The sequence below is a fragment of the Xylocopilactobacillus apis genome, from assembly GCF_033095965.1.
Taxonomy (GTDB): Bacteria; Bacillota; Bacilli; order Lactobacillales; family Lactobacillaceae; genus Xylocopilactobacillus; species Xylocopilactobacillus apis.
The window spans coordinates 61,472-87,330 of sequence record NZ_AP026801.1 but is presented as its reverse complement, the minus strand read 5'-3'; the positions used below and the strand labels follow the sequence as shown (position 1 = coordinate 87,330).

At 36.5% G+C, this 25,859-nt stretch carries 22 protein-coding genes and 1 pseudogene; 3 read left to right on the top strand and 20 right to left on the bottom strand.

Features of this window, described 5'->3' with window-relative positions; genetic code table 11:
• Window positions 1–61 precede the first annotated feature (61 nt).
• From relB to treR, 11 genes and pseudogenes are all read right to left on the bottom strand, one after another.
• Window positions 62–277 (bottom strand): type II toxin-antitoxin system RelB family antitoxin, encoded by a 216-nt coding sequence (gene relB / locus R8749_RS00265; RefSeq protein ID WP_317696842.1) that lies wholly within the window; start codon window positions 275–277, stop codon window positions 62–64.
• Between the two features lie 26 nt (window positions 278–303).
• Window positions 304–1,311, bottom strand: coding sequence for an aspartate--ammonia ligase (gene asnA, locus R8749_RS00260; protein WP_317696839.1), 1,008 nt, complete (start codon window positions 1,309–1,311; stop codon window positions 304–306).
• A gap of 356 nt (window positions 1,312–1,667) precedes the next feature.
• Window positions 1,668–2,491, bottom strand: a pseudogene (locus R8749_RS00255) (carbohydrate ABC transporter permease).
• 8 nt (window positions 2,492–2,499) lie between these two features.
• The gene (locus tag R8749_RS00250; protein WP_317696836.1) at window positions 2,500–3,393 is read right to left on the bottom strand and encodes a carbohydrate ABC transporter permease; all 894 of its coding nucleotides are present in this window, start codon (window positions 3,391–3,393) and stop codon (window positions 2,500–2,502) included.
• Entirely contained in the window at window positions 3,386–4,444 is a 1,059-nt protein-coding gene (locus R8749_RS00245; RefSeq protein WP_317696833.1) for an ABC transporter ATP-binding protein, read from the bottom strand. Before R8749_RS00245 ends, R8749_RS00250 begins: the two co-directional genes overlap by 8 nt.
• Window positions 4,445–4,564: 120 nt before the next feature.
• Window positions 4,565–5,236 carry a ribulose-phosphate 3-epimerase gene (locus tag R8749_RS00240; protein WP_317696831.1) on the bottom strand — a complete coding sequence of 224 codons (672 nt, stop codon included), beginning with the start codon at window positions 5,234–5,236 and terminating at the stop codon, window positions 4,565–4,567.
• Window positions 5,237–5,411: 175 nt separating this feature from the next.
• Window positions 5,412–7,643: a glycoside hydrolase family 65 protein gene (locus R8749_RS00235; RefSeq protein ID WP_331678477.1), complete on the bottom strand. Its 2,232-nt coding sequence runs from the start codon at window positions 7,641–7,643 to the stop codon at window positions 5,412–5,414.
• Entirely contained in the window at window positions 7,535–7,762 is a 228-nt protein-coding gene (locus R8749_RS00230) for a hypothetical protein (RefSeq protein ID WP_317696827.1), read from the bottom strand. Before R8749_RS00230 ends, R8749_RS00235 begins: the two co-directional genes overlap by 109 nt.
• A 35-nt stretch (window positions 7,763–7,797) precedes the next feature.
• Entirely contained in the window at window positions 7,798–9,300 is a 1,503-nt protein-coding gene (locus R8749_RS00225) for a PTS transporter subunit EIIC (RefSeq protein ID WP_317696825.1), read from the bottom strand.
• An 8-nt stretch (window positions 9,301–9,308) separates the two neighbouring features.
• Window positions 9,309–9,794 carry a PTS sugar transporter subunit IIA gene (locus R8749_RS00220; RefSeq protein WP_317696822.1) on the bottom strand — a complete coding sequence of 162 codons (486 nt, stop codon included), beginning with the start codon at window positions 9,792–9,794 and terminating at the stop codon, window positions 9,309–9,311.
• Between the two features lie 14 nt (window positions 9,795–9,808).
• Window positions 9,809–10,513: a trehalose operon repressor gene (treR, locus tag R8749_RS00215; protein WP_317696820.1), complete on the bottom strand. Its 705-nt coding sequence runs from the start codon at window positions 10,511–10,513 to the stop codon at window positions 9,809–9,811.
• Between the two features lie 411 nt (window positions 10,514–10,924).
• Here treR and R8749_RS00210 point away from each other — a divergent pair, with 411 nt between their 5' ends.
• Together R8749_RS00210 and R8749_RS00205 are read left to right on the top strand one after the other, a co-directional pair.
• A complete protein-coding gene (locus tag R8749_RS00210) occupies window positions 10,925–13,087 on the top strand; it encodes an ABC transporter substrate-binding protein/permease (RefSeq protein ID WP_317696818.1) in 2,163 nt (720 codons plus the stop codon).
• Window positions 13,087–13,833, top strand: coding sequence for an amino acid ABC transporter ATP-binding protein (locus tag R8749_RS00205; protein WP_317696815.1), 747 nt, complete (start codon window positions 13,087–13,089; stop codon window positions 13,831–13,833). Before R8749_RS00210 ends, R8749_RS00205 begins: the two co-directional genes overlap by 1 nt.
• Before the next feature lie 1,232 nt (window positions 13,834–15,065).
• On the opposite strand, the gene R8749_RS00200 is transcribed toward R8749_RS00205, so the two are convergent.
• The 5 genes from R8749_RS00200 to R8749_RS00180 form a co-directional block, all read right to left on the bottom strand.
• A complete protein-coding gene (locus R8749_RS00200) occupies window positions 15,066–16,010 on the bottom strand; it encodes an RES family NAD+ phosphorylase (RefSeq protein ID WP_317696813.1) in 945 nt (314 codons plus the stop codon).
• A 95-nt stretch (window positions 16,011–16,105) separates the two neighbouring features.
• Window positions 16,106–17,023 carry a sce7725 family protein gene (locus tag R8749_RS00195; protein WP_317696811.1) on the bottom strand — a complete coding sequence of 306 codons (918 nt, stop codon included), beginning with the start codon at window positions 17,021–17,023 and terminating at the stop codon, window positions 16,106–16,108.
• Window positions 17,023–17,898, bottom strand: a complete 876-nt coding sequence (locus tag R8749_RS00190) for a sce7726 family protein (protein ID WP_317696808.1) — start codon at window positions 17,896–17,898, stop codon at window positions 17,023–17,025. Before R8749_RS00190 ends, R8749_RS00195 begins: the two co-directional genes overlap by 1 nt.
• 167 nt (window positions 17,899–18,065) lie before the next feature.
• Window positions 18,066–18,512, bottom strand: coding sequence for a hypothetical protein (locus R8749_RS00185; protein WP_317696806.1), 447 nt, complete (start codon window positions 18,510–18,512; stop codon window positions 18,066–18,068).
• 473 nt (window positions 18,513–18,985) lie between these two features.
• Window positions 18,986–20,284, bottom strand: coding sequence for an extracellular solute-binding protein (locus R8749_RS00180; RefSeq protein WP_317696804.1), 1,299 nt, complete (start codon window positions 20,282–20,284; stop codon window positions 18,986–18,988).
• Between the two features lie 126 nt (window positions 20,285–20,410).
• On the opposite strand from R8749_RS00180, the gene R8749_RS00175 reads away from it, so the two are divergent.
• Window positions 20,411–20,986 (top strand): LOG family protein, encoded by a 576-nt coding sequence (locus tag R8749_RS00175; protein WP_317696801.1) that lies wholly within the window; start codon window positions 20,411–20,413, stop codon window positions 20,984–20,986.
• An 18-nt stretch (window positions 20,987–21,004) separates the two neighbouring features.
• Here R8749_RS00175 and R8749_RS00170 read toward each other — a convergent pair whose 3' ends face one another.
• The 4 genes from R8749_RS00170 to R8749_RS00155 all read right to left on the bottom strand — a co-directional run bounded on the left by R8749_RS00170 (window position 21,005) and on the right by R8749_RS00155 (window position 25,694).
• Entirely contained in the window at window positions 21,005–21,439 is a 435-nt protein-coding gene (locus tag R8749_RS00170; protein WP_317696798.1) for a hypothetical protein, read from the bottom strand.
• 57 nt (window positions 21,440–21,496) lie between these two features.
• A complete protein-coding gene (locus tag R8749_RS00165; protein ID WP_317696795.1) occupies window positions 21,497–22,924 on the bottom strand; it encodes a 6-phospho-beta-glucosidase in 1,428 nt (475 codons plus the stop codon).
• Between the two features lie 9 nt (window positions 22,925–22,933).
• The gene (locus tag R8749_RS00160) at window positions 22,934–24,757 is read right to left on the bottom strand and encodes a glucose PTS transporter subunit IIA (protein WP_317696792.1); all 1,824 of its coding nucleotides are present in this window, start codon (window positions 24,755–24,757) and stop codon (window positions 22,934–22,936) included.
• Between the two features lie 91 nt (window positions 24,758–24,848).
• On the bottom strand, window positions 24,849–25,694 hold the full coding sequence (locus R8749_RS00155) for a PRD domain-containing protein (protein WP_317696789.1): 846 nt from the start codon (window positions 25,692–25,694) through the stop codon (window positions 24,849–24,851).
• Between the last annotated feature and the right edge of the window lie 165 nt (window positions 25,695–25,859).

Here is a 25,859-nt window from a genome sequence, read left to right as displayed (position 1 = left end):
AAATTATCGTTCTGATTTTGCAATTATTTAATTGCCTGTTTGGAATAGATAACTGAATAATTCAAAGGCCAAATTCCTTCATGACTTCAGCGTGACTAAGATGTTCTCCTTCATCTTCTAACATCGCCTGTCTCAATTCTTTTAAATCATATTCGTCTTCAATTTTTTCGAACATTGCTTCACGTGCAAAATCGGAAAAAGTTAGATTATGAACTTTAACAAATTTCTTTATCAACTTCATATCTTCGTCGTTAATTATCAAGCTCACTGTTGTCATTAAGTCACCTTCTGAAACATTTTTATTTACAGTAAATGGATGCCGTTACTTTCACACTTATCAATCATTTCATCCGGCCAAATTGAAGCTTGAACTTCTCCAACGTGAGCTTTACCTAAAAGAAGCATACATAGTCTTGATTGACCGATCCCACCACCAATCGTAAATGGCACTTCTTCATTCAAGACTATTTGATGATATGGTAAATTCAATCGATCTTCAGCCCCAGCAATTTTTAGCTGGCGTTTTAAAGACTCGGCATCAACGCGAATTCCCATACTTGAAACTTCAAGCTTACGGTTGAGCGGTTCATACCAGAAGATAATATCTCCATTTAAGTCCCAATCATCATAATCAGGTGCTCGACCATCATGCCGTTCACCACTCTTTAAAGCACCGCCAATTTTCATTACAAAAACTGCGCCAAGTTCTTTAGCAATTTCGTTTTCTCTTTCATCCGGGCTAAGATCTGGATAGCGGTCTTCTAATTCCTGCGTTGTAATAAAATGGATTTCATCCGGCAGATGATGAACGGACTGGGGATACTTATACCAAACTTCATGTTCCATATGCTTAATTACTTTAAAAATTTCTTTTACCGTCGATTGCAAGGTATCTAAATTACGTTCATCTTTTGAGATCACTTTTTCCCAATCCCATTGATCAACATATGCTGAATGATAATTATCAAGGTCCTCGTCTTTACGAATCGCATTCATATTCGTATACAACCCTTCATGCAGCCCAAAGCCGTAACGCTTTAAAGCTACTCGTTTCCATTTTGCCAAAGAATGAACAATTTCGATCTGTTCATCACCCATATCAGCCATCGTGAAAGAAACAGGTTTCTCAATGCCGTTTAAGTTGTCATTAAGGCCTGTTTTCTTTTCGACAAACATTGGCGCCGAAAGACGAGATAAATTCATTTCTTTACCAAATTCATTTTGAAAAGTTTCTCGTATATAGCGAATTGCTTCTTCTGTTTCACGAACTGATAATTTTGATTCATATGAATCTGGAATAATTAAATGCATAGTTTTTTCTCCTTGCTTTTTTTTGATAAAAGAAAAAAGCCTTTCATCTCTATCAAAGGGACGAAAAGCTTTCGCGGTACCACCCAAGTTGTCTAAAAAAGACCAGCTCAATTAGAGGACTAACATCCTCTTCCGATGATAACATTTCGGTCAACGGCGAGACCTACTCCAACTAAATGTTTCAGTCTGCAACTGGGAAAGTGTTATTCGGTAGTGACAATTCTGATTGGGTTTCCACTAAGCCCCAACTCACTGGCAGTTTATCAAAACTTACTTGTCTTTCCTGCGTCTTTTATCTTGGGGAATATTATAAGCGCTTAAGTTTAAAAAGTAAATAATTTTTTGAAAAATTATCATTAGCCAACCAAACCGCCTTTACTAATTCCCTGAATAATATATTTCTGTAAGATAATATACAGAATAATCATTGGAATAATGACGAATGTTGCAGCTGCCATCATAAATGGATAATTAGTTCCAACATCGTTGGTGAAACTTGAAACCGCTACGGGCAGCGTCCGCATATTTGGTTCATTAGTCACAATCATCGGCCAAAGAAAATCATTCCAACTGGCAATAACTTCCAAAATCGTCAATGCCACAATACTTGAACGACAGATGGGCACCAAAACTGTCCATAAATATTTCCAATCAGTTGCCCCATCAATTTTGGCCGCATAGTAAACTTGCGGCGGAACTGAATTAAATGCTTGCCGCAGTGTAAATACGGTAAAGAAGCTCGCTGCCCACGGTAAAATTAAGGCAAAGTAGGTGTTCATTAAATGAGCTTCTGACAGCGTCACATAGTTGGGAATAATTAACATTTCAATCGGCACCATCATCGTTGAAAGAAAAATCATAAAAATGATATTTTTACCCCAGAACTTCAACTTACTAAAAGCAAATGCTGCCAAAATACTGGTAAACATCTGCGCCACTGTTGTGAGAACTGTCACAATAACACTGTTTAACAAGTAGCGGGCAAAAGGTGCGCTATTAAAGGCACTGACAAAATTACCCCAATGAGGATGTTTTGGCCACATAATCGGCGGTACAGTTGCCGCTTCGCTTGGTGTTTTAACTGCGGTGGAGATCATCCAGAAAAATGGGAACACCATGATAAAAGCCCCAGTACCAAAATTAAAAAGAATAAAATATTAGCCGCTTTTTTCTTTGTCATGCCAACTCCTAATAGTGCACATAATGCTTAGAAACATAATTTTGCAATAGCGTCGCAATAATGATAATCACAAATAGGACCACTCCCGCTGCTGATGCAACTGTATAATTATTTTCCACGTAAAATTTTTGATATAAATAATACACAATCGTGATGCCTGAATTATTGGGTCCTGCAGTATTATGATAAAAAACATAAATCTGATCAAAAACCTTGAAGCTGGCAATCATCGCATTAATTGTTACCAAGAAAGTTGTCGGCGAAATTAACGGCAGTGTAATATTAGTAAACTGCTGCCAGGAATTGGCTCCATCCAGACTAGCGCTCAAATAATATTGTTTTGGCACACTATTAAGAGCTACTAGAAAGAGAATAATGTTAAGGCCTAAATTTTTCCAGATGCTAAAGATAATTAAGGTTAGCATCGTATAGTGCGGATTAGTCAGCCAACCGATCGGTTTAATATGGAAAAGGCCTAAAATGAAGTTCAAAACTCCGTAATCACTGTGATAAATCCAGACCCAAACCATTGCGATTGCGACGGTACTCGTGACGTAAGGAAGGAAATATAAAGTCTGGAAAAATCCCCGCACTTTTTTAAAACGATTGAGAAGCATTGAAATGCCCAGCGAAATAATAATCGATGCTGGGACCACTCCAAGTACAAAGACAAAAGTATTTAAAACGGCCTTATGAAAAAGCGGATCGCGCCAAAGATAAATAAAATTCGTAAATCCAACGCCATCTCCAACATTGGTGTAAAAGTTATATTTTTTAAAGGCACTCAGTAAGAAAGTTGAAATGATTGGATATAAAAAGAAAATAGATAGCAAAATCATCATTGGTGCTAAATAAATCAGTGCATGAAGCGTCTGTTTCCAGCCAGTTTTCTGATTAATCATGGCGTGGCTCCAAACTTAAATTATCACCTTTTTCATCAAACAAAAAGAAGCCTTGTTTTTGAAAATAAATGGTTACATCCTCATTCGTATCATGGATTTCTGTTAAGCCGGTCGCATCAAGCTCAACTCCTTTAAAAGAATAAAGACGCGTCGATATTAAGCCATAACGATCACTCTTAAGCAGTTTACACTTTAATCCGTGCTCAAACGTCTCGTCGCTCTTCGTTAAGACAATGTTTTCAGCTCTAACTCCTACTTTCACTGCCTTATCATATGAACTTCCCAAGTCTTCTTTAAGACCGGTATCATCTAGTAATGAGCGATCAAAAATATTGAGCGGATTATCACCAATAAAGCTCGCAACAAATTCGTTTGCCGGATGATCGTAAAGATCATTTGGCTTACTATACTGCTGAATTTGGGCATTATGGAGAACCATCACTGAGTCAGAAATGTGCATTGCTTCACTTTGATCGTGAGTAACAAAAATAGTCGTAATTTTTGTTTCCTGCTGAATTCTCCTAATTTCATCACGCATTTCCATTCTAAGACGCGCATCAAGGTTTGATAATGGTTCATCTAACAGTAAAATATTAGGATCTTTTGCCAAGGCTCTCGCAATTGCTACTCGCTGCTGCTGACCACCAGAAAGCTCATTGACGCTTTTTTTCAACTGGTCTTCAACATGAACTAACTTTGCGAGCTCAGCTGCTCGTTCAAGTCTCTTTTGTTTGTTCCAATGAGCTATTTTCAAAGGAAATGCAATATTATTTTCAACGCTCAAATGAGGATACAGGGAATAATTTTGAAAAACCATGCCAATTTTGCGATCCAAGGGACTCATTTGGGTCACATCTTGATCATCGAAAAATATCTCACCAGCAGTTGGGACTAATAAGCCGCTGATTAAATTTAAAGTAGTTGATTTCCCGCCGCCGGATGGACCTAAAAGACAGACTAGCTCACCATCATTAATCGTAAAGTTTAGGTCATGAAGAGTATCTTTTCCAGGGGTGAAAGCGAGTGAAACATGACTAAAACGGACTTGCATTATTTTCTCCTTAAAATAAACATTATAATCATACCCTAAATAGCAGAAAATTTTAAGGATTCACTGCGTTATCAGATGAAAAAAAATTCAAAAAAAAAGAGCTACGAATGTAGTTCAATTTTATTCATTGCTGCCGACTAATTCACTTAATTCTTGCAGGCGGTCATCCTGACCTTGAGATTCCGCAAAAATATAATCACCAGATACAAACCAATCAGCTCCTGCATCATAACAATCGATGATATTATCAGCTGTTATATTGCCATCAACTTCAATTCTATATTTGTAATTATTAGCCTGACGCCGATGAGCTAAATCTTGAATTTTATCAAGTGCTGGCGCCCAGAAATTTTGATCACTAGTTCCCGGATTATTTGTCATTACTAAGACGCTATCAACAATATTTAAAACAGGTTCTAGATTTGCAACAGAAGTTGCTGGAGTTAATGCAACTCCCGCATCTTTACCATAAGAACGAATTTTCTTAATGATATCTAAGGCTTGACTGGTAGATTCGATATGAAAAGTTATTCCATCAGCTCCTGCTTTTAAAAAACGTTCTACTAAACATTCAGGTTGATCAGTCATTAGATGAACATCAAGATAAAAATCAGTGTCTGCTCTCAAATTTTCAACTAAACTCGGCCCAAAAGCCATATCTGGTACAAAGTGTCCGTCCATAACATCTAAGTGTAATTGTTCTGTGTTATTTCTTTGAAGTGTCTGAAAAGTACTTGGCCATTGACCAACATCTGAACTATACAATGACGGTAAAATTTTGGTATCTATCATTTATTATTCCTCCAGATAAATAAAAATTACGAATTTTATCTTTGGCTTCTCGTCCAATCTGAAAAATTTTACCTAAAAAGTATTATCAAAATGAAAAGAAAATGAAAATATTTCATGAAAACTATATGATTTTTTCATGAAAGAATACTTACAAAAAGAAAGTGATTGTTTAAAATTAACGTTTAAAAACTGATTTTTCGTGACCCTTAAGAAGCCGATCTTGCCCAAAAACATTAATCTGACAGTCATCATCAGCAATTACCTGTACTTGGTCGGAACTTATTTCAAAATTATAACTAACCTCTTTAAAATTAGTTTCTAACTGTACTTTGTCCCACTTTGGAGGAAGCTGTGGCTGAACTTTTAGAATTTCGCCCATAATATTAATTCCTGCAAAGCAGCTCGTAATAACTTCTAAAGTTTCACCCATCACCCCAATGTGAATTCCTTCTGCTGTTGTACCGCCTTGAATATCATAATAATCAGAACCAATTGCCGTTTCTAAAAATTCTTCCGCCTTTTCTTTTTGACCTAAATCTGCCAATGAAATTGCAAATACAGGTCTAGAAGTAGTGGACCCGTGAGTGGTTCGCTCTAAATAGTATTTAGTATTCTTCTCTAACCAATCATCTGGCAAGTCATATCCCAGCTGATTAATAATCCGTTTTGTCTCTGATGAACCAAGATTATAAATTGTCATCAAAACATCTGCTTGTTTGGCTACTTGATAGTCATCAGGCGACTTCCCTTCTGCTTTTAAAATCCGGTCAATTCGATGAATATCACCATATTTCTTCTCATATTCAGCAAAATCGAGGCGTTTTAAATTAAAATATCCAGCGAATTGAGCAATGATACCGTCTTTGATTTCTAAGTTTAATTTTCGGCTGACTTCCTGACCTTTTTTCATTAAATCAGAACTAAAACCAATTTCTTTGCTGATACGCCCAAATGAAACTTTTGGATCTTCAGCAAGCTTGTTGACCCAATCCAAAATCCAAGCCAACATAATATTAGTATAGGCATTGTTTGTAAAACCACCGTTCTTAGCACCGGGATACTTTTCATGAAATTCATCCGGCCCCATTACGCCGTTAATATCGTAACGTCCCTGGTCATCAAGAATTGCTTTATGCAGCCAAAACTTACAGATTTCAAGAATCATCTCCAATGCGCCTTCATTAAGAATTGTCGCATCTCCAGTCACGTGATAGTAATACCAAACATCATAAGCAATCGCTAAAGAAATATGGCGCTGCAGCCGGGAATTATCAGGGTCCCACTTATTATCAACTGGGTTTAAATGGATAACCTGAGCCTGTTCATCACCATACATACCTGACTGCCATGAGTACATAGCTCCTGCCTCATCGTCTAATCTAGCATTTTGCTTGGCAGCCGCTAACCGGCGAATTCGATAATGAATTAAATCACGTGCTGTTGCGGGATCGTTTTTGGCATAATAAGGAATAAAGAAAATTTCATCCCAAAAAATATGACCGCGATAACCTTCACCAGTCAGTGCTCTTGAAGAAACGGAAGCGTCAAGGTATTGATTGGCATTATGATTAGCAGCTTGCTGTAAGTGAAAAATATTCAGTCGAATTAAAGTCTGTAATTCTGAATTGTCACTTTCTACTATTAGATCATGAAACTTCCAAAACTGACTCCAGTAAAGATCTGCCCGTGCGAAAATTTGATCTAAATTAGTATCCTGAACTTGTTCTGCAACTTTTTGCGGTTCATAATTTAATTCATTAGATGTTGTTAACCCGATTACTTTTGAAAAATGATTAGTGACGTCAGATTTGCCGTCAAACTTGAATCTTTCGATCAACTCCTGATCATTTTGAATTAAAATTGCATCAAGATTTTCTTCACTAGTCGTATTTACAAACAAATGAATCTTAATCTCACTTTGACGGGTCTGGGCCATCACACTTTTATTTTCAATTGATTTAACATCAAATTCCCGTGAATCAAAATCTCGATAGCGTTCTACATTTTGATTTAAAATTGCCGTATCTACAATTGAATCAACTTGAATTGGGGCATCGAATTCGGGCGTCAAGCTAAGCTCAAGACCAAAAAGATGATAATTAACGGGATCTACAATTTTAACTGTTTGTAAATGTAGAATCCCTTTTTCAGTTTGAAAATCATATTCGTCGAATTCTTGACCCTGTTTTAAATCTAAACGGCTGAAACGACGAATAATTTTTTGATAGTCAATCTCTTTTTGCTCAACATAAATTTTAAAAAGCTGGGGATTAGGTAAATTTACAAAATCTTCATTAATTACATCCCGTCCTGCCATGGGTGTTTTTGTTTGGTTAAAAACTCCCGCTGCATATAATCCAGGATAATGGTCATCATTATATTGGCTAAAAACTGGTGCCCCCGCCAGCCAAGATAGCCATTACCAAGCGTTAAAATTGCTTCTTCTCCATAAGATTTTTTCCCTTGAGAAGTGTGATTATATTCAACGTGCCAAATATTTTCAGTTGTCAAAACTTTCCTTTCCAATAAAAAAGCTCTTCGTCTGAAGAGCCATTAATCTTTTAAGCAACAGCGTCTTTGAAGACGTTCTTCTTTTCAGCTTTTTTAACTTTATCAATGTCAGAGTCCTTGAATCCCCATAGGTAAACACAGCCAAAGGAAACAATTGTCGTAATTGCCGCAGTGGCAACAAACAGCCAAGTATTGCCAGTTCCGCCAGCAAAGTAACTTGGTAAACCAATCCAAGATCCAGTAAATCCAAACATATCAATCTTGAAAAATCCACCAATCGCAGCCCCAATAGCACTTCCGATATTACTCATCCAGAAGACTTTACCGTACTTCAGGTTAACCCCGTACATCGCTGGTTCAGTAACTCCTGCAAACCCTGAAAGGCCACCAGCAATCGACAGTGAACGCAAGTTTTTGTTCTTAGTCTTAACTGCAACGGCAAATGCTCCGGCAGCTTGAGCAATCATGGTATAACTGATCAAAGCATTAAGAACTGAATGCCCGCTGCTAGCAATATCATTTGCTACAAGCGGTACAACCATCCAGTGAAGGCCAAAAATTACTAAACTCTGGTAGAATCCGCCGATAATAAGGCCAGCAACAGCTTCATTTAAGGTCAGCAGCCAATTTAGGAAGGTTGCAAATCCTTGTGAAATCAAGGTTATAACTGGGCCAAATACGACAATAATTAAAGTTCCAACGATAAAAATGGTAAATAATGGTTGGAAAATTGAACGTAAACTAAGCGGTAAAACTTTTTTCAGCCAGTTTCCAATTGGTCGTGCCAGCCAAGCAGCAACTATAATTGGAAAAATTGAATAAGTATATTGAGGAATCTTGACCGGAATCCCAAAGAAATTGGCATTAAATTGAACCCCTAAAATATTAGTTAATGCAAATTTTGACGTTCCCTCATAAATTGCGGTAATTGTAGGATGAACCAATAAACCGCCAATTGCAGCAACTGTAATTGGATCTGATTTTAACTGTTTCGCCGCCGTAAAACCAACAAGAATTGGTAAGAAGTAGAACACTGCATCGCCCATCGCATTAATAATAACGTACGTCGACGAATTAGCCTGAACCCACTTCAATTCAGTAATTAACGTTAAGATCCCTTTTAAAATACCACTAGCGGCCAGCAGACCAACGACTGGGATCATTGAGCCGGTAATTGTGCCGATCAAAGTCTGAAAAGCATGAGTTACATTTTCCCAAGCAGTTCTATTTGTTTTTGGCTGAGCACCGCCAGTTTCTTCCAATGCTTTTTCAGTTGCCTCTTGATCGACAACTTCGCTGCCAAGTTTAGCAACCACCGCGTCGTATACGTCATTAACTGCTGGTCCGATTACTACCTGATATTGTCCTAAAGCTGCATTGTATACTGCTCCGGCAATCCCCGGTAAATTAGAAATTTTTTCGGTATCAGCTTTTTTCTCATCTTTTAAATAAAACCGTAAACGCGTAATACAGTGAATAACTTTATCTACGTTGTCCGCTCCGCCAACGCCTGCAATAATATCATCAGCGAGCTTATTATAATCTTGTGCCATTTATCCCCCTATTTAGCAGTTGCTAAGCCCAGCTCTGCTCCTGCCTTTGTATCTCCATAATTAATTGTAAATTGATCCAGTTGGTCCTTTGAATTAGTGATTAAAACCATTACGACTGGATCGAGATTAGCATCTTTAATCTGCTGCCAATCGACTGTTACCAGCGGATCTCCGCCAGCTACGTTATCATCAATTTTAACGTGCTGAGTAAAAGGTGCCCCTTTTAATGAAACCGTGTCAATTCCAATATGAATTAAAACTTCAAGTCCATCGCTTCTTCTAATTCCTACTGCATGTCCTTGATTAACAGTAATAGTCCCAGCTACTGGAGCTACAATATCTCCGCCGCTTGGAGTAACTGCAAAACCTTCGCCCATCATTTTTTGGGCAAAAACCGGATCAGATACGGTAGTAATCTCAACTGCTTCTCCATCAACTGGGGCATAAATATTCTGATCTGCCTCTACTTCTTTCTTTTTTCCAAAACCAAACATTAAATTCTCCTTAATTAATAAACATGACGCCGCGCAAATACAACACTTGAAAAGCGGTCTGCCCGATGCCGTGACTCTGTATAAGAAATGATTGAGTTATCAACCAAATGGGTTCGACTGCGAATCACCACCATTGACATTTCTTTTGAAACTTCGAGATGCTCTTGATCAAAAGCATTTGCTTTTTCAACTGTTAATTCCTTAACCGCATAATCAATTTTAAATTTTCGGATTCCCTCTAAGTACTTAAAAAGCGATAGTTCAGCCCATTCCCGCGGAATTGATAAAACTTTTGCTTTTAAAACATAATCATGGTCGATGATTAAAGGTTCTCCATTAATAACTCGCTTCCGGGAAATCTTTGTTGCCGCCACATGATCATTAACTGGCGAAAAAACTTCTGGCACAATCGCATCACAAATATCCAAAACCTCATTTTTAGAATCAAGGCCGTCACCTTTAACAATTTCTGAATAGCTCTCAATTTGAGAAAGTGGAAATTGAAAATGCCTTCGATCAATAACTATTGATCCCTTACCTTGTAAGCGTTGAATATACCCATCACTGGCTAAGAGTTTCATTGCTTTACGAACGGTTTCCCGCGAGACTTGATATTTCATCGAATAACGTTTGTCACTTGGTAAAAGATCTCCCGGTTGATATTTATGATTATTTAACGCTTTAAGAATATCTAGATATATTAAACGATACTTCTCCATTTAACCTTCAACTAAATCGTAATTACCTTTTCATTATATTTACTACAGTTAACGCTTTCAACGCTTTTAAAGCGCTACTTACAGCATTTGACTAGTCATGTTGAATAAAAGATTACTCCCATCTGAATGAAACGGCTAGACAACTTTTTTATATTTAATTTTAACAACACAAAAACCGCTGCGACAAATTGCAGCGGCTTCTTTTTTATAGGGGAGAAATAATAATACGAAAAATATTATTAATCTGTAGAATTTATTCTACAATGATATATTATCTTGAATTTGTGAACTAATAGTGAAGAAAAGGTTAAGAAATAGTTACGCTGATAAAATTCAATGTCATAAAAGCTAACAAGAAAAGAGCGAAAATATTTTTTTTATGGTAATCTTTTAAACAAAGGAGTGAGGACTATGAAAAAGAAATTATCTATTTTTACTGTAATAATGCTGGCTTTCATTGGAATTATTATCCCAACGAGCACGCCAACTCAGGCAGCAGATTCCAAGCCCCATTATTCAATTGTTACAGATACTACTTATCCGCCGTTTGAATTTCAAAACAAAAATGAGAAGTATGTCGGCATTGATATGGACTTATTGAAAAGAATTTCTGAAATTGAAAACTTCACTTATTCTGTGAAGCCGATGTCTTTCAATGTAGCGGCCCAAGCTGTTGCCAACAGTCAATCTGATGGTATTATTGCCGGAATGACAATTACCCCCGAGCGGGAAAAAATATACGATGCCAGCACTCCCTACTATAAAACGGGAGCTGTTTTTGCTGTCGCTAAAGACTCTAAGATTAAAAAGGTCTCTGACCTAAAAGGCAAAAAAATTGCAGCCAAGACCGGGACTGCTTCTGCAACTTATGCTGCATCTCTCAGCAAAAAATATGGTTTTAAGATCAGTTATTTTAATGACTCTAATATCATGTATAATGACGTAACTGCTGGTAACTCTGATGCCTGCTTTGAGGATATTCCGGTCATGCAGTATGCCATTAAAAACGGCGTTAAATTAACAATTCCAAAGCAAAAACCTGCTAATGCTGGATATTATGGCTTTTTTGTTAAAAAAGGCAAAAATGCTGAACTAATGAGCAAGTTTAACGATGGTCTCAAGAAGCTGAAAGCTAGCGGCGAGTACCAGAAAATCGTTGATAATTATTTGAGCACTTCATCGGGTGAGAAAAAGGGTTCTAAAATTCTCAAGAACAACCCTCATTATACAATTGTGACCGACACAACTTTTCCACCATTTGAAATCCAAGCCAAAAATGGTAAATATGTCGGAATCGATATGGAAATTTTAAAACAAATTTCAGTTAATGAAGGATTCACCTATACCTTAAAACCAATGTCATTTAATTCAGAAACTCAAGCTGTAGCCAATGGTCAAGCTGATGCTATTATTTCGGGTTTCACAATTACTGATGAACGGAAGAAACTATTTGACTTTTCAGAGCCATATTTTGAAAGTGGATTTATCTGGGCTGTTAGGAAAGATTCTTCTATTAAAGGACTAAAGGACTTAAAAGGTAAAACCGTTGCTTTAAAGACAGGTACTGGTAGTGCTGACTATGCTAAATCAATTCAGAAAAAGTATGGTTTTGACATTAAATACTTTAATGATTCCAACACAATGTATAACGATGTAGTGGTTGGTAACTCAGTTGCCTGTTTTGAAGACCAGCCGGTCATGCAGTATGCCATTAAAAATGGCATTAAGCTTACAATTCCGAAGCAAAAACCAGCCAATACTGGACATTATGGTTTTGCTGTTCAAAAGGGTAAAAACAATGATTTACTACAAGCTTTCAATCATGGATTAAAAGAACTCAAAGATAATGGGACTTTTGATCAAATTAGAAATAAGTATTTAGGCGGTGATCAAAAGAAGATCACGGGAAACACCAAAGAAGATACGTCTTTTTGGGGTCTTATTTCTTCTAACCGCAACATGTTCATCTCAGGGCTCGGAAATACCTTAGCTCTGACAGTTTTTGCAATCTTAATTGCTTCGATTTGGGGAATTATTCTCGGAGTAATGGGCGTTTCAGAGCATAAATTTGTCCGGGGAATTTACTCCACTGTCATTTACATCTTCCGTGGTTTGCCGCTTCTAGTTTTAGCATTCTTCGTTTATATCGGGCTTCCTAATGTAACTGGTGTAAAAATTTCTACTTTTGCAGCTGGCCTTCTAACCCTGGTGCTAAACGAGGGAGCGTATACTGCAGCATTTGTTAAAGGAGGATTTGATGCAGTCGATCCAGGGCAAATGGAAGCTGCCCGTGCTCTAGGAGTACCATATGGTAAAGCCATGCGGGGAATCATTATGCCGCAAGGTCTTAAAATCATGATTCCATCTTTTATCAACCAATTTATTATTACGTTAAAAGATACTTCAATTATTTCTGCGATTGGTTTTGTCGAACTTACCCAAACCGGACAATTATTAGTTGCAAGAACTCAGCAAGGTTTCATCGTTTACGGAATCGTTGCTCTAATCTACTTAATTGTTATTACACTTTTGACTTGGTTATCTAAATTTATCGAAAAGAGGTTAGGCTACTAATGGAAGAAAAACAACTTAAAATTCATGCTGAAAATGTTCATAAATCTTTCGGCAGCCATGAAGTTCTCAAAGGGATCTCACTTGACGTCCATGAAAACGAAGTTGTCGTTATGATCGGCCCCTCTGGCTCTGGAAAATCAACATTTCTTCGAGCTATCAATCAGCTGGAAGAAATTAATGAAGGGACGATTATCGTCGATGGCGTAAACGTTGCTGATCCAAAAAGTGATATTAATGCTGTTCGTCAGCGTATTGGGATGGTATTTCAGAACTTTAACCTTTTCAATAACAAAAATGTCATTGAAAATATCACTTATGCGCCACTGACGCTTAAAACCATGACGCCAGACGAAGCAAACGCCAAAGCTCGCAAGTTGCTTGATACAGTAGGTCTCGCCGAAAAGGAAACCTCACCGGTTGCTCAATTATCCGGTGGTCAAAAACAGCGTTTGGCGATCGCTAGAGCTCTTGAAATGAATCCAGATATCATGCTTTTCGATGAACCAACTTCCGCTCTTGATCCTGAAATGGTTGGTGACGTATTAAACGTTATGCGTAAATTGGCTAAACAGGGGATGACCATGATCATCGTTACTCACGAAATGGGATTTGCGAAGCAAGTTGCCGATCGTGTGGTGTTCTTCGATGATGGGGTTATCTTAGAAGATGATGCGCCAGATACTATTTTTGAGCATCCAACCAGTGATCGGGCAAAAGAATTTATTAATAAAATTATCAATGCTTAAGACGAAAGCGCCGATTGGCGCTTTTTTGCTGCGACAACATTTTCTTAATTAGAGAACTTTGATAATTGTACGTTCAAAACTAATATTTTATTCTTAAGTATCTCATCTTTTTCCACCATAAATAAGAAATATCTACTTAATGATTAATCCAGAATATTTTAAGAAATATTCAAACAAAACACCTCGGAATAAAGGAAGAGATCATCTCGGTAAATGGAGCAAGCAGCAGTCCAATAGGAAGGCTGGCAAGAGTTATTAATTAACAACAATTTTGCTTCCAAAATCAACTTTCAACGTAAAGTTCATCCTTGGAGCAAGATAAATTACTGCAGATAATTATTTAAATTAAAAAGAATATTCAAATTAGATTAATGGCTACCGAGAACAACTTGACACATACAAGTTGTTGGTTCGATTTGACTTTTTAGATGGTATAGAATAATATAATCTATATCAATTATGAAGGTCTTAAAATCTCCTCGCAATGATACCTCTAATATTGTTGCCAAATGATTAGTGTTATATAACAAACTCTGGTGTAAGTCATTTTTTTAATAAAAAATGACTCCAGGGTTTTTTTATTAAAAAAGCAAGTACCTCTAATACTTGCTTTTTAGTCTCGTGATACTACCGCTTTTTGAGCTTGTTCTGGTGACGTTCTTTAATCCAATCATACAGAATATCAAATAAAAATTTGACAACGGCTGTCACTACTATTTTGACTATATCAATTATGAAGGTCATAAAAAATAGTGTTCTCTCCTCACCTCCTCCGATTTTCAAGAAAGTTCAGATCTCCCCTGAAGTGCAAATTGGGGAGGTATGGTCATTTTACAATATTTTCAAGTAGGTACCAAATTTACCTACAATTAAAGGGAGTAAAGATCAAAATCTTGTACTTGTATAGTGGAAGAAACTAATTTTAAATTAGATGTAAATTTTTAAAAATGTGTTGATATACGTAGAAAAATTTGACTTTTGAAAACATGAAATATATCGTAATTGTAAAAAGTAATTTTTTAGGAGTTATCTTCTAAAATAGAAAAGTTGGACTTGTAGCGGAGATCAAGCTTTTTTAATTAAAAAAAAGATAGGAATTAGCGTATCCCCCCCTCATTAGAATATCCTTTTTTGCTGCAACAAAAAAGCGCTCAGTTTATGAACGCTGACTGTTATTTGTATTCTGTAAATTTTACATCTCATTATAATTTAAAAACAGAGAGCGATTCAGATTATGTATGATCGTATTTTACATCTGTAATTTCAATAGTTCTTACATCAAAACATTCCAAAAGGCTTTCATCAAAAACAGCCACATTATAACCTTTCGATCTTAAAGTACTTGCGTATTTTACTCCGTCATACCCTTTGCTCTTGATAAATTCGGTTATATATTGGGTCGGTAGGTACTCTAACGGACTATCGTTTCTTCTTAATGGCTTTGCAATTTCCAAAGCGATATCTTTAAGAACTTTACTGTTAACGGCAAACTCTTCCAAGGAATCTTCAAAGAAAGTAAAACTTATTTCAGAAAACTTTGTCAAATCAATAATTTTTATATCCTTCTTCGATTTAAAACTACCAACGCTTACGAAATCTAATGAAGAAGCTCTTGTCTCATTCAGTACTGTTTCGGAATCAAGCGAAAGATATAAAACTCCGATCCCTTCCGGATTTACACGCCCTGATATTCGTTTATCAATTGGGGGAGCCCCCATTTTTGTCTTTTTAAAACCTTCTTTTTGAGGGCAAATTCTTGCTCTATACATTATAGTATTTTTATAAATTTTTTCTTGAGCTTTACTGATGTAAAAGCCAAACTTTTCTGCATTAAATATATTTGCGTGAAATCTATTTTCTCTCTTGATATATTCTGAAAAGTCACGCCAAGATTTATCTCCAATAATAGAGTGCTTTTTCAAAAAATTTTTACTGGTTAAATTGAAAATCTCAACATTTTCTTTAAATTTATTGTTGCTTACAGGATCAGACGAACATAATTCTTTAACGAGTGAAAGCGTGGATTCTTCATTCGGTTTAAAAATATCCCAGTCTTCACTTAGAGCCTTCCTTAACGGTTTAGAATAATTACTGGTTGATATATTATAAATATCAATTACTCCGATTATTAGATCAGCAATCGGATTTTCTTTGCTATTAACATCATAAATTGACACATCATCTGAACCGCAAAAATCACATTTTCCTACGTTTCTATAACTGTCGATTATTGAGCGAATTTCACTGTCTTTAAAGCAATTTACACAACAGTTCATCCTTTTTTGCTCCCACCTAAGTATTTACCAATTAATTCCATATGGTGCATCATAGATAGTTTTTTAATTGTCGGTAACCCTGGATAAGTCCCTTCTTCTGCATGATTTAATAACAGTTGTAAAGCGTAGGTCAATTGAATTTCTGATTGTGAACTATACCATTTTTGCAGCTTTAAGACCGCTTCGTTAAATTTCCCAGCAACATCAGAAATATCGAAGTTTGAATCAGAAACAAAATGATGGATCCTTAGTTCATTATTTTTGGCAAAGTAAACTATGTGAATAGCCACTGCTCTAGGTGCAAAACCTCCCTCATTGTATTCATTACCAATTATTGAATAATCACCGAAACCTTCAAAACCTTCCTCACTGTAATATAAATGATCTTCGGAAAAAAATTCATCATCTTCTTTTAAGTAATCTGCATTCTTCTCACGTTTACTAAATTTATCATCAAAAAGAACCTTTGGACTTTTCGCTTTACGAAGTATTTGACGATCTTTACTTGCTATCGTATATTTAGGAGAATCAGTGTCAAATAAAGTCTGATAAGTTTCGATAAAATCTCTTTTATTCAGCACTGCTAAAATATCTTTTTCTTGTATTCCTTGACTTTTGAGTGCAGCAACAGTACTAATGGCGGATTTATTAACTAAAATGGAAGGAATTACGCAATTGTTATCCATTAGCTCAATCCCATCAGAGCTATCTGACAGGTCTCCGACCTCGGGATTATAAACTATAGCCAGTTTATGATCAGCAGCGTCAAACGTGGTCAATAAGTTATTAAAAGTTGATGTGAGTTTTATAGGTTCAATAATAGGGATAATCGAATTACTTAATTTACCATCAGCAACTAGTTCTTTTAAAGCAAGAAGCTCGTACATTCTTCCTCTGAAATAGGGAAAATACATTATTTTTCCTCCGCATAATTTGTTTGAAGTAATTCCTGTAATTGGGGTAATTTTCGATACATTTGAGAAAAATAAACAACCGATCTCAATTCTGTTGGAATGTCGTTAAACATAACTCTTGTTATTTTATTTCGTTTCTTAAGCTCTTGAACAAGATAATTCTGAGCTTCTAGTATTGGAATCTCTTCAAATTTTTTAAGACAAGCTTTGAAATGAAATACTGGTTTCACATCTGGTATTTCTCCAAAATGGTCTAATATTATATTTTCGTATTCTTTCTTTCGCAAAATCTTAAACATATTTGTGTGACTTAAATATTCATTATACTGTTGGGGTTCCTTGCTGCGTGATTTACTGAAAATCGTATCATCCTCAGAAAGAACGTATATGCCGACAGCTTCGCCCATGTCACCAAAATCTTTAAGAAGCTTCTGAACTCTGTCATATTCATGTATTGAAGCCAAAACTGAAACCTTACTAAATGCCGAAAAGTAATCCTGAATTTGATCATGTAATCGATCAAAATTGTCAAGATCAGATTTTATTTCATAAACTTTTCCTTCACCATTCAGCATTACAAAATCTGCTATATGTTGACCTATGTGTAATTGTGAAAGGGCAGTTGTTGTATGAACACTATGTATCCCTACCAAAAGTTTATTCAGTAAAGTATTCATATAATAATATTCATTACGATTATCTTCACCTAATGAATGATAAATTTCACTAAATATCTGCCCATGTGTTTTATCTTGAGGGTCATTTACGTAACGCTGAACAACGTAATTAAATACTTCGCTTGTTCCATTAACTAATAAATCATTCAATACCCTACGGGTGAAAATCAAATTGATGGCTCTATTATTATTCGTCATATAAAATTCACCCCCCTACGCTTTAAGCGGATAACTTACACTGAAAGTGTATCGTAATTTATTGTTTAAATCTATACTTTCAATATTTTGTAAAGTCGTAGTTACTAGAATTTTTATCATAATCAATAAAACAAAAAACGCCAAACCTTAAGTTTGACGAATATTTGTTATTTGAGATGTAAACCATCTTTAATATCTTTTGCTGTTAAGTCTTTACTGTTATGATTCTTCAACGCAGCATTGATTACATTAACAACATCCGGATCACTGCAATTTTGAGCTTTAATTCCATCAACATTTAACTGATCAATCTGCTGACGCGCTTTAACAATATCTTGCTGCGTAACTTGCTTGCCATTTGTTAACTTCGGCGGTGTACTTTGTTGAGTATTATTTTGGCTCTGAGTATTTTGAGAACTAATCTTGTATTGAGCTTCGGTCGCAGTTACTAACAACTTATTAACATTCGCAAATATTTCAGTATATTCCTTATTTTTGATTGCTGGATCCTGTAAAAGTGCATTTAACTGTTTAATTGCCTCTGGATAATTCTTCCCTTTGTAACTGGTCTCTGCTTGTTGATAACCTTTATTATATTTATTAATATTTCCCACAACCGTAGTTAGATCAGAAATCTTTAAATCTAAAATCCGGTTAAAGCCCTTATTACTAGTTTTAGGGATTGCCTTAAATTTATTTAAAGCTTCCTTATAGTTACCGACAGTTTCGAAGTCCGTTGCTTTCTTCCATGCACTTAGATCGTCTTGCAGTGAATTAGAGGTTTTACCCTCATCTTCAGCTAAATTGTAATATACCGAAGCTTCAGTAATCTTTCCTTTGGTAAGAGATTCATTAGCCTCTTTTTCGTATTTATTTGCGAGCTCAGTTTTATACTTATTAACTGCGTCCTTGTCAGAAGTATCTGCTTTTTTATTATCTCCACATCCTACTAAAAGTGTCGGAGTTAAAAGAAGCGTTAACGCAGCTACTGTAAATTTTTATTTTTTTTCATAGCAATAGTATAAACCGATTTAAGGTAAAAAAAAATATCCAACCATGCGATTGGATATTATAAATTGATTAAGTTTTATTTGTTTTGTTTTAAGATATCTTCGGTGTCTTTCTGTAAAGAAGTGAACGCTTTTTGAGCTGTGGTGTTAGTGGTCAAAGTAGAATCAACCGCACTTAACATTTTAGTTCTAAAGTTATCATAGCCGGCAAATTGATTAGAAGCATAAGCACTTTCAATCGATTCTTCTACTGCTTTATAACTTGGATTAGCAGCAACATAATCTTGATAAACTTTTTCTTTCATTGCTGACTTAGTTGTTGGCACATAACCAGATTTCTTTGCCCAATAAGCTGCAACTTCCGGCTTAAGCATATAATTAAAGAATGCTTTGGCACCTTTCTTTTGATCAGCTGATGAACTCTTGAATAAAACTAAGTTATTAGCAGAAATTACATCGCCATTCTTTCCTTTATAAGCAGGAATCGCAGCCGTTGAGAAAGTCTGACCTTTCTTAGCCCGATTAGTAAATTCGCCAATGTTAGCTGAAGATCCAATGCCATAGACTGCTTTGTTATTAAGCATTGCAACACTGCCGTATTGATCTTCTTCTGCTGTCTTTAAAAATCCTTCTTTTTTTAAATCAAGAATTGTCTTCGCAGCATCAATAACTTCAGGTTTACTAAGGTTAGCTTTTCCATTTTTTGTAACAAAAGGATAACCTGCTTCATTAGCCATACTTTCAAGAACCATGTCATATGACTGATCAAGACTCATTGCGTAAACGCCGTCCTTCTTCAATTGAGCACCGATCGTTTTAAGATCATCCCAACTTGTCGGAGTTTTTAAATTATACTTTTTAGCTAATTGATCGTTAATAAAAAGTAACTGGGTTGAATCAGCAAACGGAACTGAATAATTGTCTCCTTTATATTCTGTTGATGACAAAATTGCGGGATACATATCACTCTTCTGATCTGCTGTAAAGCTGACTTTTTCTAAAAGTCCTTGAGTAATGTAGTCAGGAATACTCGTATAAGGTAATTGAGTGATCGTTGGCAGCGTCTTCGAACGAGCTGCGGCCATAACTTTTTGTTTTAGCTGATCAATCGAACCTTGAGTGATCCCTTTAACTTCATATTTATCCTGTGATTTATTAAAATCATCGATAACTTTATCAAGTGAAGTCTTCCAGGTTCCCGTCATCCGATGCCAGAAAACAATCTGAACTTTCTTAGATGACGTTGCATCTTTCGATGCCGAAGAACTATCACTCTTACTGCTTGAACTCTTAGAACAACCTACAAAAATAAATAATAAACTAAAGATGGCAGCAACAGTGAACCATCTGCGCCAACTCTTCTTTAATCTAAACATAATACTCCTTTTGCCTTTAGGCATTAATCTTTTACGTCATTTATTGTAGTCGAGTTAAATCGCATTTACCATATTTTGTTAAATGTTTACTTATGGTAAAATGAAGAATTACAAGGAGGTTCTCAAATGACAAATTTTGCAGTTTATTGCAGTGCATCACCAGAAAGCACTGCTTTTAATCCCGCCGGCAAAGAAATTGCCGAGTTTATCACCGCCCATCATGGTAATTTGGTTTATGGCGGCTCAAGCGCTGGATTAATGCAGGTAACCGCGCAAAATGTTCATGACCTTGGCGGCAAAGTAATTGGAGTGATTCCTGAATTTATGAAAAATGAAGGACTCGTGTCTGAGTTAAACGACCAAACTTACGTTGTTGATACAATGGATGAACGTAAAGCCAAAATGGCCGAACTTGCTGACGTGTGCATCGCTTTACCAGGCGGCGTTGGAACCCTAGAAGAAATCACTGAAATTATGAGCTGGGATCGAATCGGCGAAATTCAAACTCCTTACTTTTTTTACAACTTTAATCACTTTTTTGAACCATTAAAAGAATTCATCGACAGCATGGTTGAGCACGATTTGTTAAGTAAAACTGACCGCAAAAGAATTCACTTTATAACTGATTTAAAAGAAGCTGATGAATATTTGAAAAATTATCGGCCAACTAATTTTCATCTTTTTTCAAAAGAAAATAATTAAGCAGCGCAAGCTGTTTTTTTAAACTACAGCAATGTATAAAATACAATGGAATTTCCCGTCTCTACTAACTGAAGGCGTTAAACTAACCTCATAATCTTGAGTAAAACTACGCTTGATTACTCCGTTTTTGCTATCTTCCCAAACTTTACCCCAAGCCTGTCTAGCAGAAGTTCCAGTATTTTCAGCAACAGCATCATATTTTTGATAAGATCCAGCGTCTAATTTTTTAAGAAACTCCGAAGTAACTGCCATAATGCTCAGATCATAATCTTCTGTTTCGTCACTTGCATAATTACTGTATCTTGAAATCGGAAAAACACCGTACTGCACTTCGTGGTTTTGGTCAAAAATCAGCGGCAGCTTACCGTTCATCACATCCTGCCACAATTCATCAATTTCAGTCATCCGATCATTATTCGTCCTAAGGGTAACACTTTTTAAATGATATGCCATTTGTTTTCCTCCGTTAACATTATAAAACAAAAAAACAGGACTTATTGTCCCGCAAAATTACAATTCTTCGCCATTCGTTGCGATAACTTTCTGGTACCAATCAAAAGAATCTTTCTTAGATCGCTTAAACGAACCCTTGCCATTATCATCGACATCAACATAAATCATGCCGTAACGTTTCTTCATCTCACCAGTGGTAAATGAAACCAGATCGATACAACCCCAAACGGTATATCCTAACACCTCAGCGCCATCTTCTTCGATGGCTTTTTTCATTTGAATAATATGTTCTTTTAAATAGTTGATCCGATCATCATCATGGATTTTACCATCTGCTGAAATATGATCTTTGGCGCCATAGCCATTTTCCACAATAAACAGCGGCAAATGATAACGATCAGTCATTTCGTTTAGATAATACCTTAATCCTAATGGGTCAATCGTCCAGCCCCAGGCACTTTTTTTAAGATATGGATTTAAAACGGTATCAGTGCCGGCTGCATTGCCGCTGCCGATTTTTTCAAGTTTCGGATCACTGCTGACCGTACTCGTTAGATAATAACTAAATCCGATGTAGTCGACGGTCTCAGCTGCAATTGTCTTTAAATCATCGTCAGTGATATCTAATTTAATCCCCGACTTCTCCCAGTGTTTTAAGATATACTTCGGATAATAGCCCCACGCCTGAACATCAGAGAAGAAATACTGCCCCCGATTCATCGCCTGGGCTTTTAAAATGTCCTCTGGATTACAAGTATTAGGATAATAAGGCGAAGCTGCAACCATGCATCCTACCATTAAATTAGAATTTAGCTGATGAGCAAATTGAACTACTTTGGCGGCGGCCACAAATTCATAGTGCGCCGCTTGATACATTAATTGGTCTCGCTTATCGCCATCTTTAAAAATTAAACCCGAATTAGTGAAAGCAAAAATCGGATTTTCCGTTAAAGATTGGTTATTAATTTCATTAAACGTCAGCCAGTACTTTACAAGATTTTGATAACGCTCGATAACAACTTTTGCAAAACGGGTGAAAAATTCGATCATCCTACGATTGCGCCAGCCACCGTAATGTTCCACCAAATAATAAGGCATTTCAAAATGAGATAATGTCACCACTGGCTCAATTTGTCTTTCTTTCATGTAGGCAAAAAGCTGGTCATAAAATTCTAATCCGGCTTCATTTGGCTCAGTTTCATCGCCATTTGGAAAAATTCGACTCCAGGCAATACTGATTCTCAAGCACTTAAAATTCATTTCAGCAAATAAATCAACGTCTTCTTGATAGTGATGATAAAAATCAATTGCCTGATGATTGGGGTAATACTTGGTAGGCAGAACGCCATCAGTGATTTCGCGAGGGGTGTCAACGTCTCCTTTAGTCATCACATCAGCAATACTTAATCCCTTGCCGGCTTCATCATAAGCGCCTTCAACTTGGTGCGCGGCAATTGCCCCACCCCATAAAAAGTCTTTTTGCATTTTTACTCCTTATTTGACTAACATAATTTGACTTGAATTATCGATACTTTGATCTTTTTCAACTATAACTTCAACTGAATGATCTTGATAGTTAGTAACAATAACTGGCGTCTGTATCGAATAACCCTGCTTTTTAATTTCTTCTAAATCGAATGTCAAAAGTAGATCTCCTTGAGAAATCTTCTGCCCATCTTCAACCATTAAGTTATATCCTTGACCGTTTAAATTAACCGTATTTAAACCAATATGAATTAATAATTCTACGTCAGTATCTGAGCGCAGACCAATTGCATGTTTGGTTGGAAAAATGGTAATAACTTGTCCGTTAAATGGTGATTTCACCTCGCCTTTGGCCGGAATTATCGCAATCCCTTGACCGACACTTTCACTCGCAAAAACTTCATCGTCTACATCTTTTAAAGAAATGGCCTGCCCAACAATCGGAGCATAAACTTTAATCTCTTTATCCGATGGTTCTGGAACCTTTTCAACTGATTTGTTGACTGGAAAATAATCGGCATCGTCTTTAGTGACCCCAAAGAAATACGTTAAGACAGCTCCTAAGATTAAGGATACTGAAACTCCTAAAATCATAAACGGCATTGGCTTGTAGCTCATGAAAATTAAAGAGAATAAATTATGAAATACATATGACGTCATCTGAACGTGGAACAAGCCGTTGATTGCCCCGCCGACACCACCTGAAATTGCCACAATTGCCAATAATCGTTTTGAGCGCATAATAATTCCGTAAAGAATCGGTTCAGTAACTCCTGCTAAAAGTCCAGTCAAAACAGTCGGACCCGCAATTCCCCTCATCTTAGAGTTTTTCTTACTTCTCAAATATGCACCGATGGCAATTCCAATTTGAGCGTAGACGGTTGCTACGGCAGTTCCTTCAAGTACATCGCCGCCAAATTGGTGTAGATTTTGTAATGTTATTGGCGTAAATCCCCAGTGAAGTCCTAACATTGTCAAAAATGGATACGTCGCTCCCATTACAAGGCCTGCCAAGACATGACTAACACTAAAGAGCCACGCAATGAACGCTGAAACGGCGTTCCCGATCACCGTGCCAAAAGGTCCAAAAACAATTACTGCTGCGGGAACTAAGATTAACAGACAAATCATCGGATTTAAGAATAACTGCAATTGCTGCGGGATTATCTTCTTTAACAGCTTATTTAATCCCGCATAAACGATCGCGATTAAGAAAATCGGGAAGACGGTCGTTGCATAATCAACGGGAGTTAAGCTGATGTTAAAAAGATTGAGTCCTTTTTTGCCGATTAGGGCTGTAAAATTAGGCTCTAATAGAGCTGCTCCTAAAGCACCTCCGACAAACATATCAGCCTTAAACTGCTTAGCAAGCGTCATCCCTAAGAATATTGGCAGAAAATAAAAGATACTATTTCCCGCTGCTGACCAAACTGCATAGAGCGTACTTTTATCTGAAAGCCAGTTGAGAGTGGTCAAAACGGTTAATAACGCCTTGACCATCCCCGCGCCTGCTAAAATTGGAATTAATGGCGTAAATGCACCGGAAATTACCTTCAACAACGAAAACTTCTCATGTTTGTCTTCAGTTGTTGAATTGAGCTGAGAAATAATCACATCGTAGTAATCCGCCACTTTCGGTCCAATCACCACCTGAAATTGTCCCCCACTGATTACCACACTCAAGACGTACGGCAACTCCTCAATTTTACTCTTATCGGCTTTAGCATTGTCTTTTAACGAAAACCTTAATCGCGTTGCACAATGCACCAAGCTGTTAACGTTTCTAGTGCCGCCAACTAACGACAAAATATTTAATGATTCTTCTTTAACCACAATTTTCCTCCTAAAAATAAAAAAACCTGCCCAAAAGGTCCAGCAGTCCTGCTGCCAAACAATTTGTCAGGTTTCGCCTTAATCTAATAAGTCACGATCCATTAAAATTTGTTGATAAACGATTTAAATGAAGGGTTAAGTATAACAATTCATTATCTTTCACATCCCAATGATAACTGGTTTCCAGAAATTTCTTAATCTTCAGCGCACAATTATAGTCATCCGGGTACTTTTGCTGAATAAAATTTAAAATCGAACTCGAATCTTCGGTGTTCTCTCCGTGCAGCTGACGCAGCACAAAATACCTAATATGAGTCACAAAACGTGAAAAACTATACGAAGACTGATCAATCTGCCGCCCATAATGATAGTTAACAATATCAATCACCTTTTGAATTATTTTAGTGCTCATCAATGTCTCTTCCATATCTTTGACATCATAATGAGCATTAATGAAATGAAGAGCAATAAAAGCTGCTTCTTGATCTGGAATGTTTAATTGGGTTCGCTCTTCAATCTTTTTTACTGCCCTAAAAGCATATTGATATTCTTTGGGATAAATTGCCTTTAAATCCCATTGCAGCGGCGTTGAAAAAAACGTCTTCTCCCGCACCCTTTTTAGCATCACATTGATATGGTCAGCTAAAGCAAATAAAATGCTGTTAGATAATTTATAGCCTAAAGCCTGCTCTCCCTCATTGATAATATCACTAGCGATTTCAATATCAGTAATATCAATTCTTTCAGCAAGTTCTTGAAAATTCTTTACGGTGGCTTGATCTTTGATGATAAAAGTCTTATCGATCTTCTGATCATTCTCATCTACTGTTTCTCCACTATGCCTATGAAAACCTAAACCTTTGCCCATGATAATTTCTTCGCGATTGTTCTCATTAACAACAAATAAAACGTTGTTATTGAACACTTTCTTTATCACACGCAAAGCATCACCTCCTTTAAGACGACAAAAAAACGTAACCAACAATCCAAAACACCAATTTGAACTGTTATGGTTACGCCTTTACTAACTGAAATATAAAGTCACGTTCCTAATAATGAAACTAGTTTCTAAAACTGTAACATCTCTAAAAACATCTGTCAA

Bases quoted from the DNA above. Each gene is read 5' to 3' on its own strand.
- relB (WP_317696842.1), bottom strand. From the start codon at position 277: ATGACAACAGTGAGCTTGATAATTAACGACGAAGATATGAAGTTGATA.
- asnA (WP_317696839.1), bottom strand. From the start codon at position 1,311: ATGCATTTAATTATTCCAGATTCATATGAATCAAAATTATCAGTTCGT.
- R8749_RS00250 (WP_317696836.1), bottom strand. From the start codon at position 3,393: ATGATTAATCAGAAAACTGGCTGGAAACAGACGCTTCATGCACTGATT.
- R8749_RS00245 (WP_317696833.1), bottom strand. From the start codon at position 4,444: ATGCAAGTCCGTTTTAGTCATGTTTCACTCGCTTTCACCCCTGGAAAA.
- R8749_RS00240 (WP_317696831.1), bottom strand. From the start codon at position 5,236: ATGATAGATACCAAAATTTTACCGTCATTGTATAGTTCAGATGTTGGT.
- R8749_RS00225 (WP_317696825.1), bottom strand. From the start codon at position 9,300: ATGGCACAAGATTATAATAAGCTCGCTGATGATATTATTGCAGGCGTT.
- R8749_RS00220 (WP_317696822.1), bottom strand. From the start codon at position 9,794: ATGTTTGGTTTTGGAAAAAAGAAAGAAGTAGAGGCAGATCAGAATATT.
- treR (WP_317696820.1), bottom strand. From the start codon at position 10,513: ATGGAGAAGTATCGTTTAATATATCTAGATATTCTTAAAGCGTTAAAT.
- R8749_RS00210 (WP_317696818.1), top strand. From the start codon at position 10,925: ATGAAAAAGAAATTATCTATTTTTACTGTAATAATGCTGGCTTTCATT.
- R8749_RS00205 (WP_317696815.1), top strand. From the start codon at position 13,087: ATGGAAGAAAAACAACTTAAAATTCATGCTGAAAATGTTCATAAATCT.
- R8749_RS00195 (WP_317696811.1), bottom strand. From the start codon at position 17,023: ATGTATTTTCCCTATTTCAGAGGAAGAATGTACGAGCTTCTTGCTTTA.
- R8749_RS00190 (WP_317696808.1), bottom strand. From the start codon at position 17,898: ATGACGAATAATAATAGAGCCATCAATTTGATTTTCACCCGTAGGGTA.
- R8749_RS00180 (WP_317696804.1), bottom strand. From the start codon at position 20,284: ATGTTTAGATTAAAGAAGAGTTGGCGCAGATGGTTCACTGTTGCTGCC.
- R8749_RS00175 (WP_317696801.1), top strand. From the start codon at position 20,411: ATGACAAATTTTGCAGTTTATTGCAGTGCATCACCAGAAAGCACTGCT.
- R8749_RS00170 (WP_317696798.1), bottom strand. From the start codon at position 21,439: ATGGCATATCATTTAAAAAGTGTTACCCTTAGGACGAATAATGATCGG.
- R8749_RS00165 (WP_317696795.1), bottom strand. From the start codon at position 22,924: ATGCAAAAAGACTTTTTATGGGGTGGGGCAATTGCCGCGCACCAAGTT.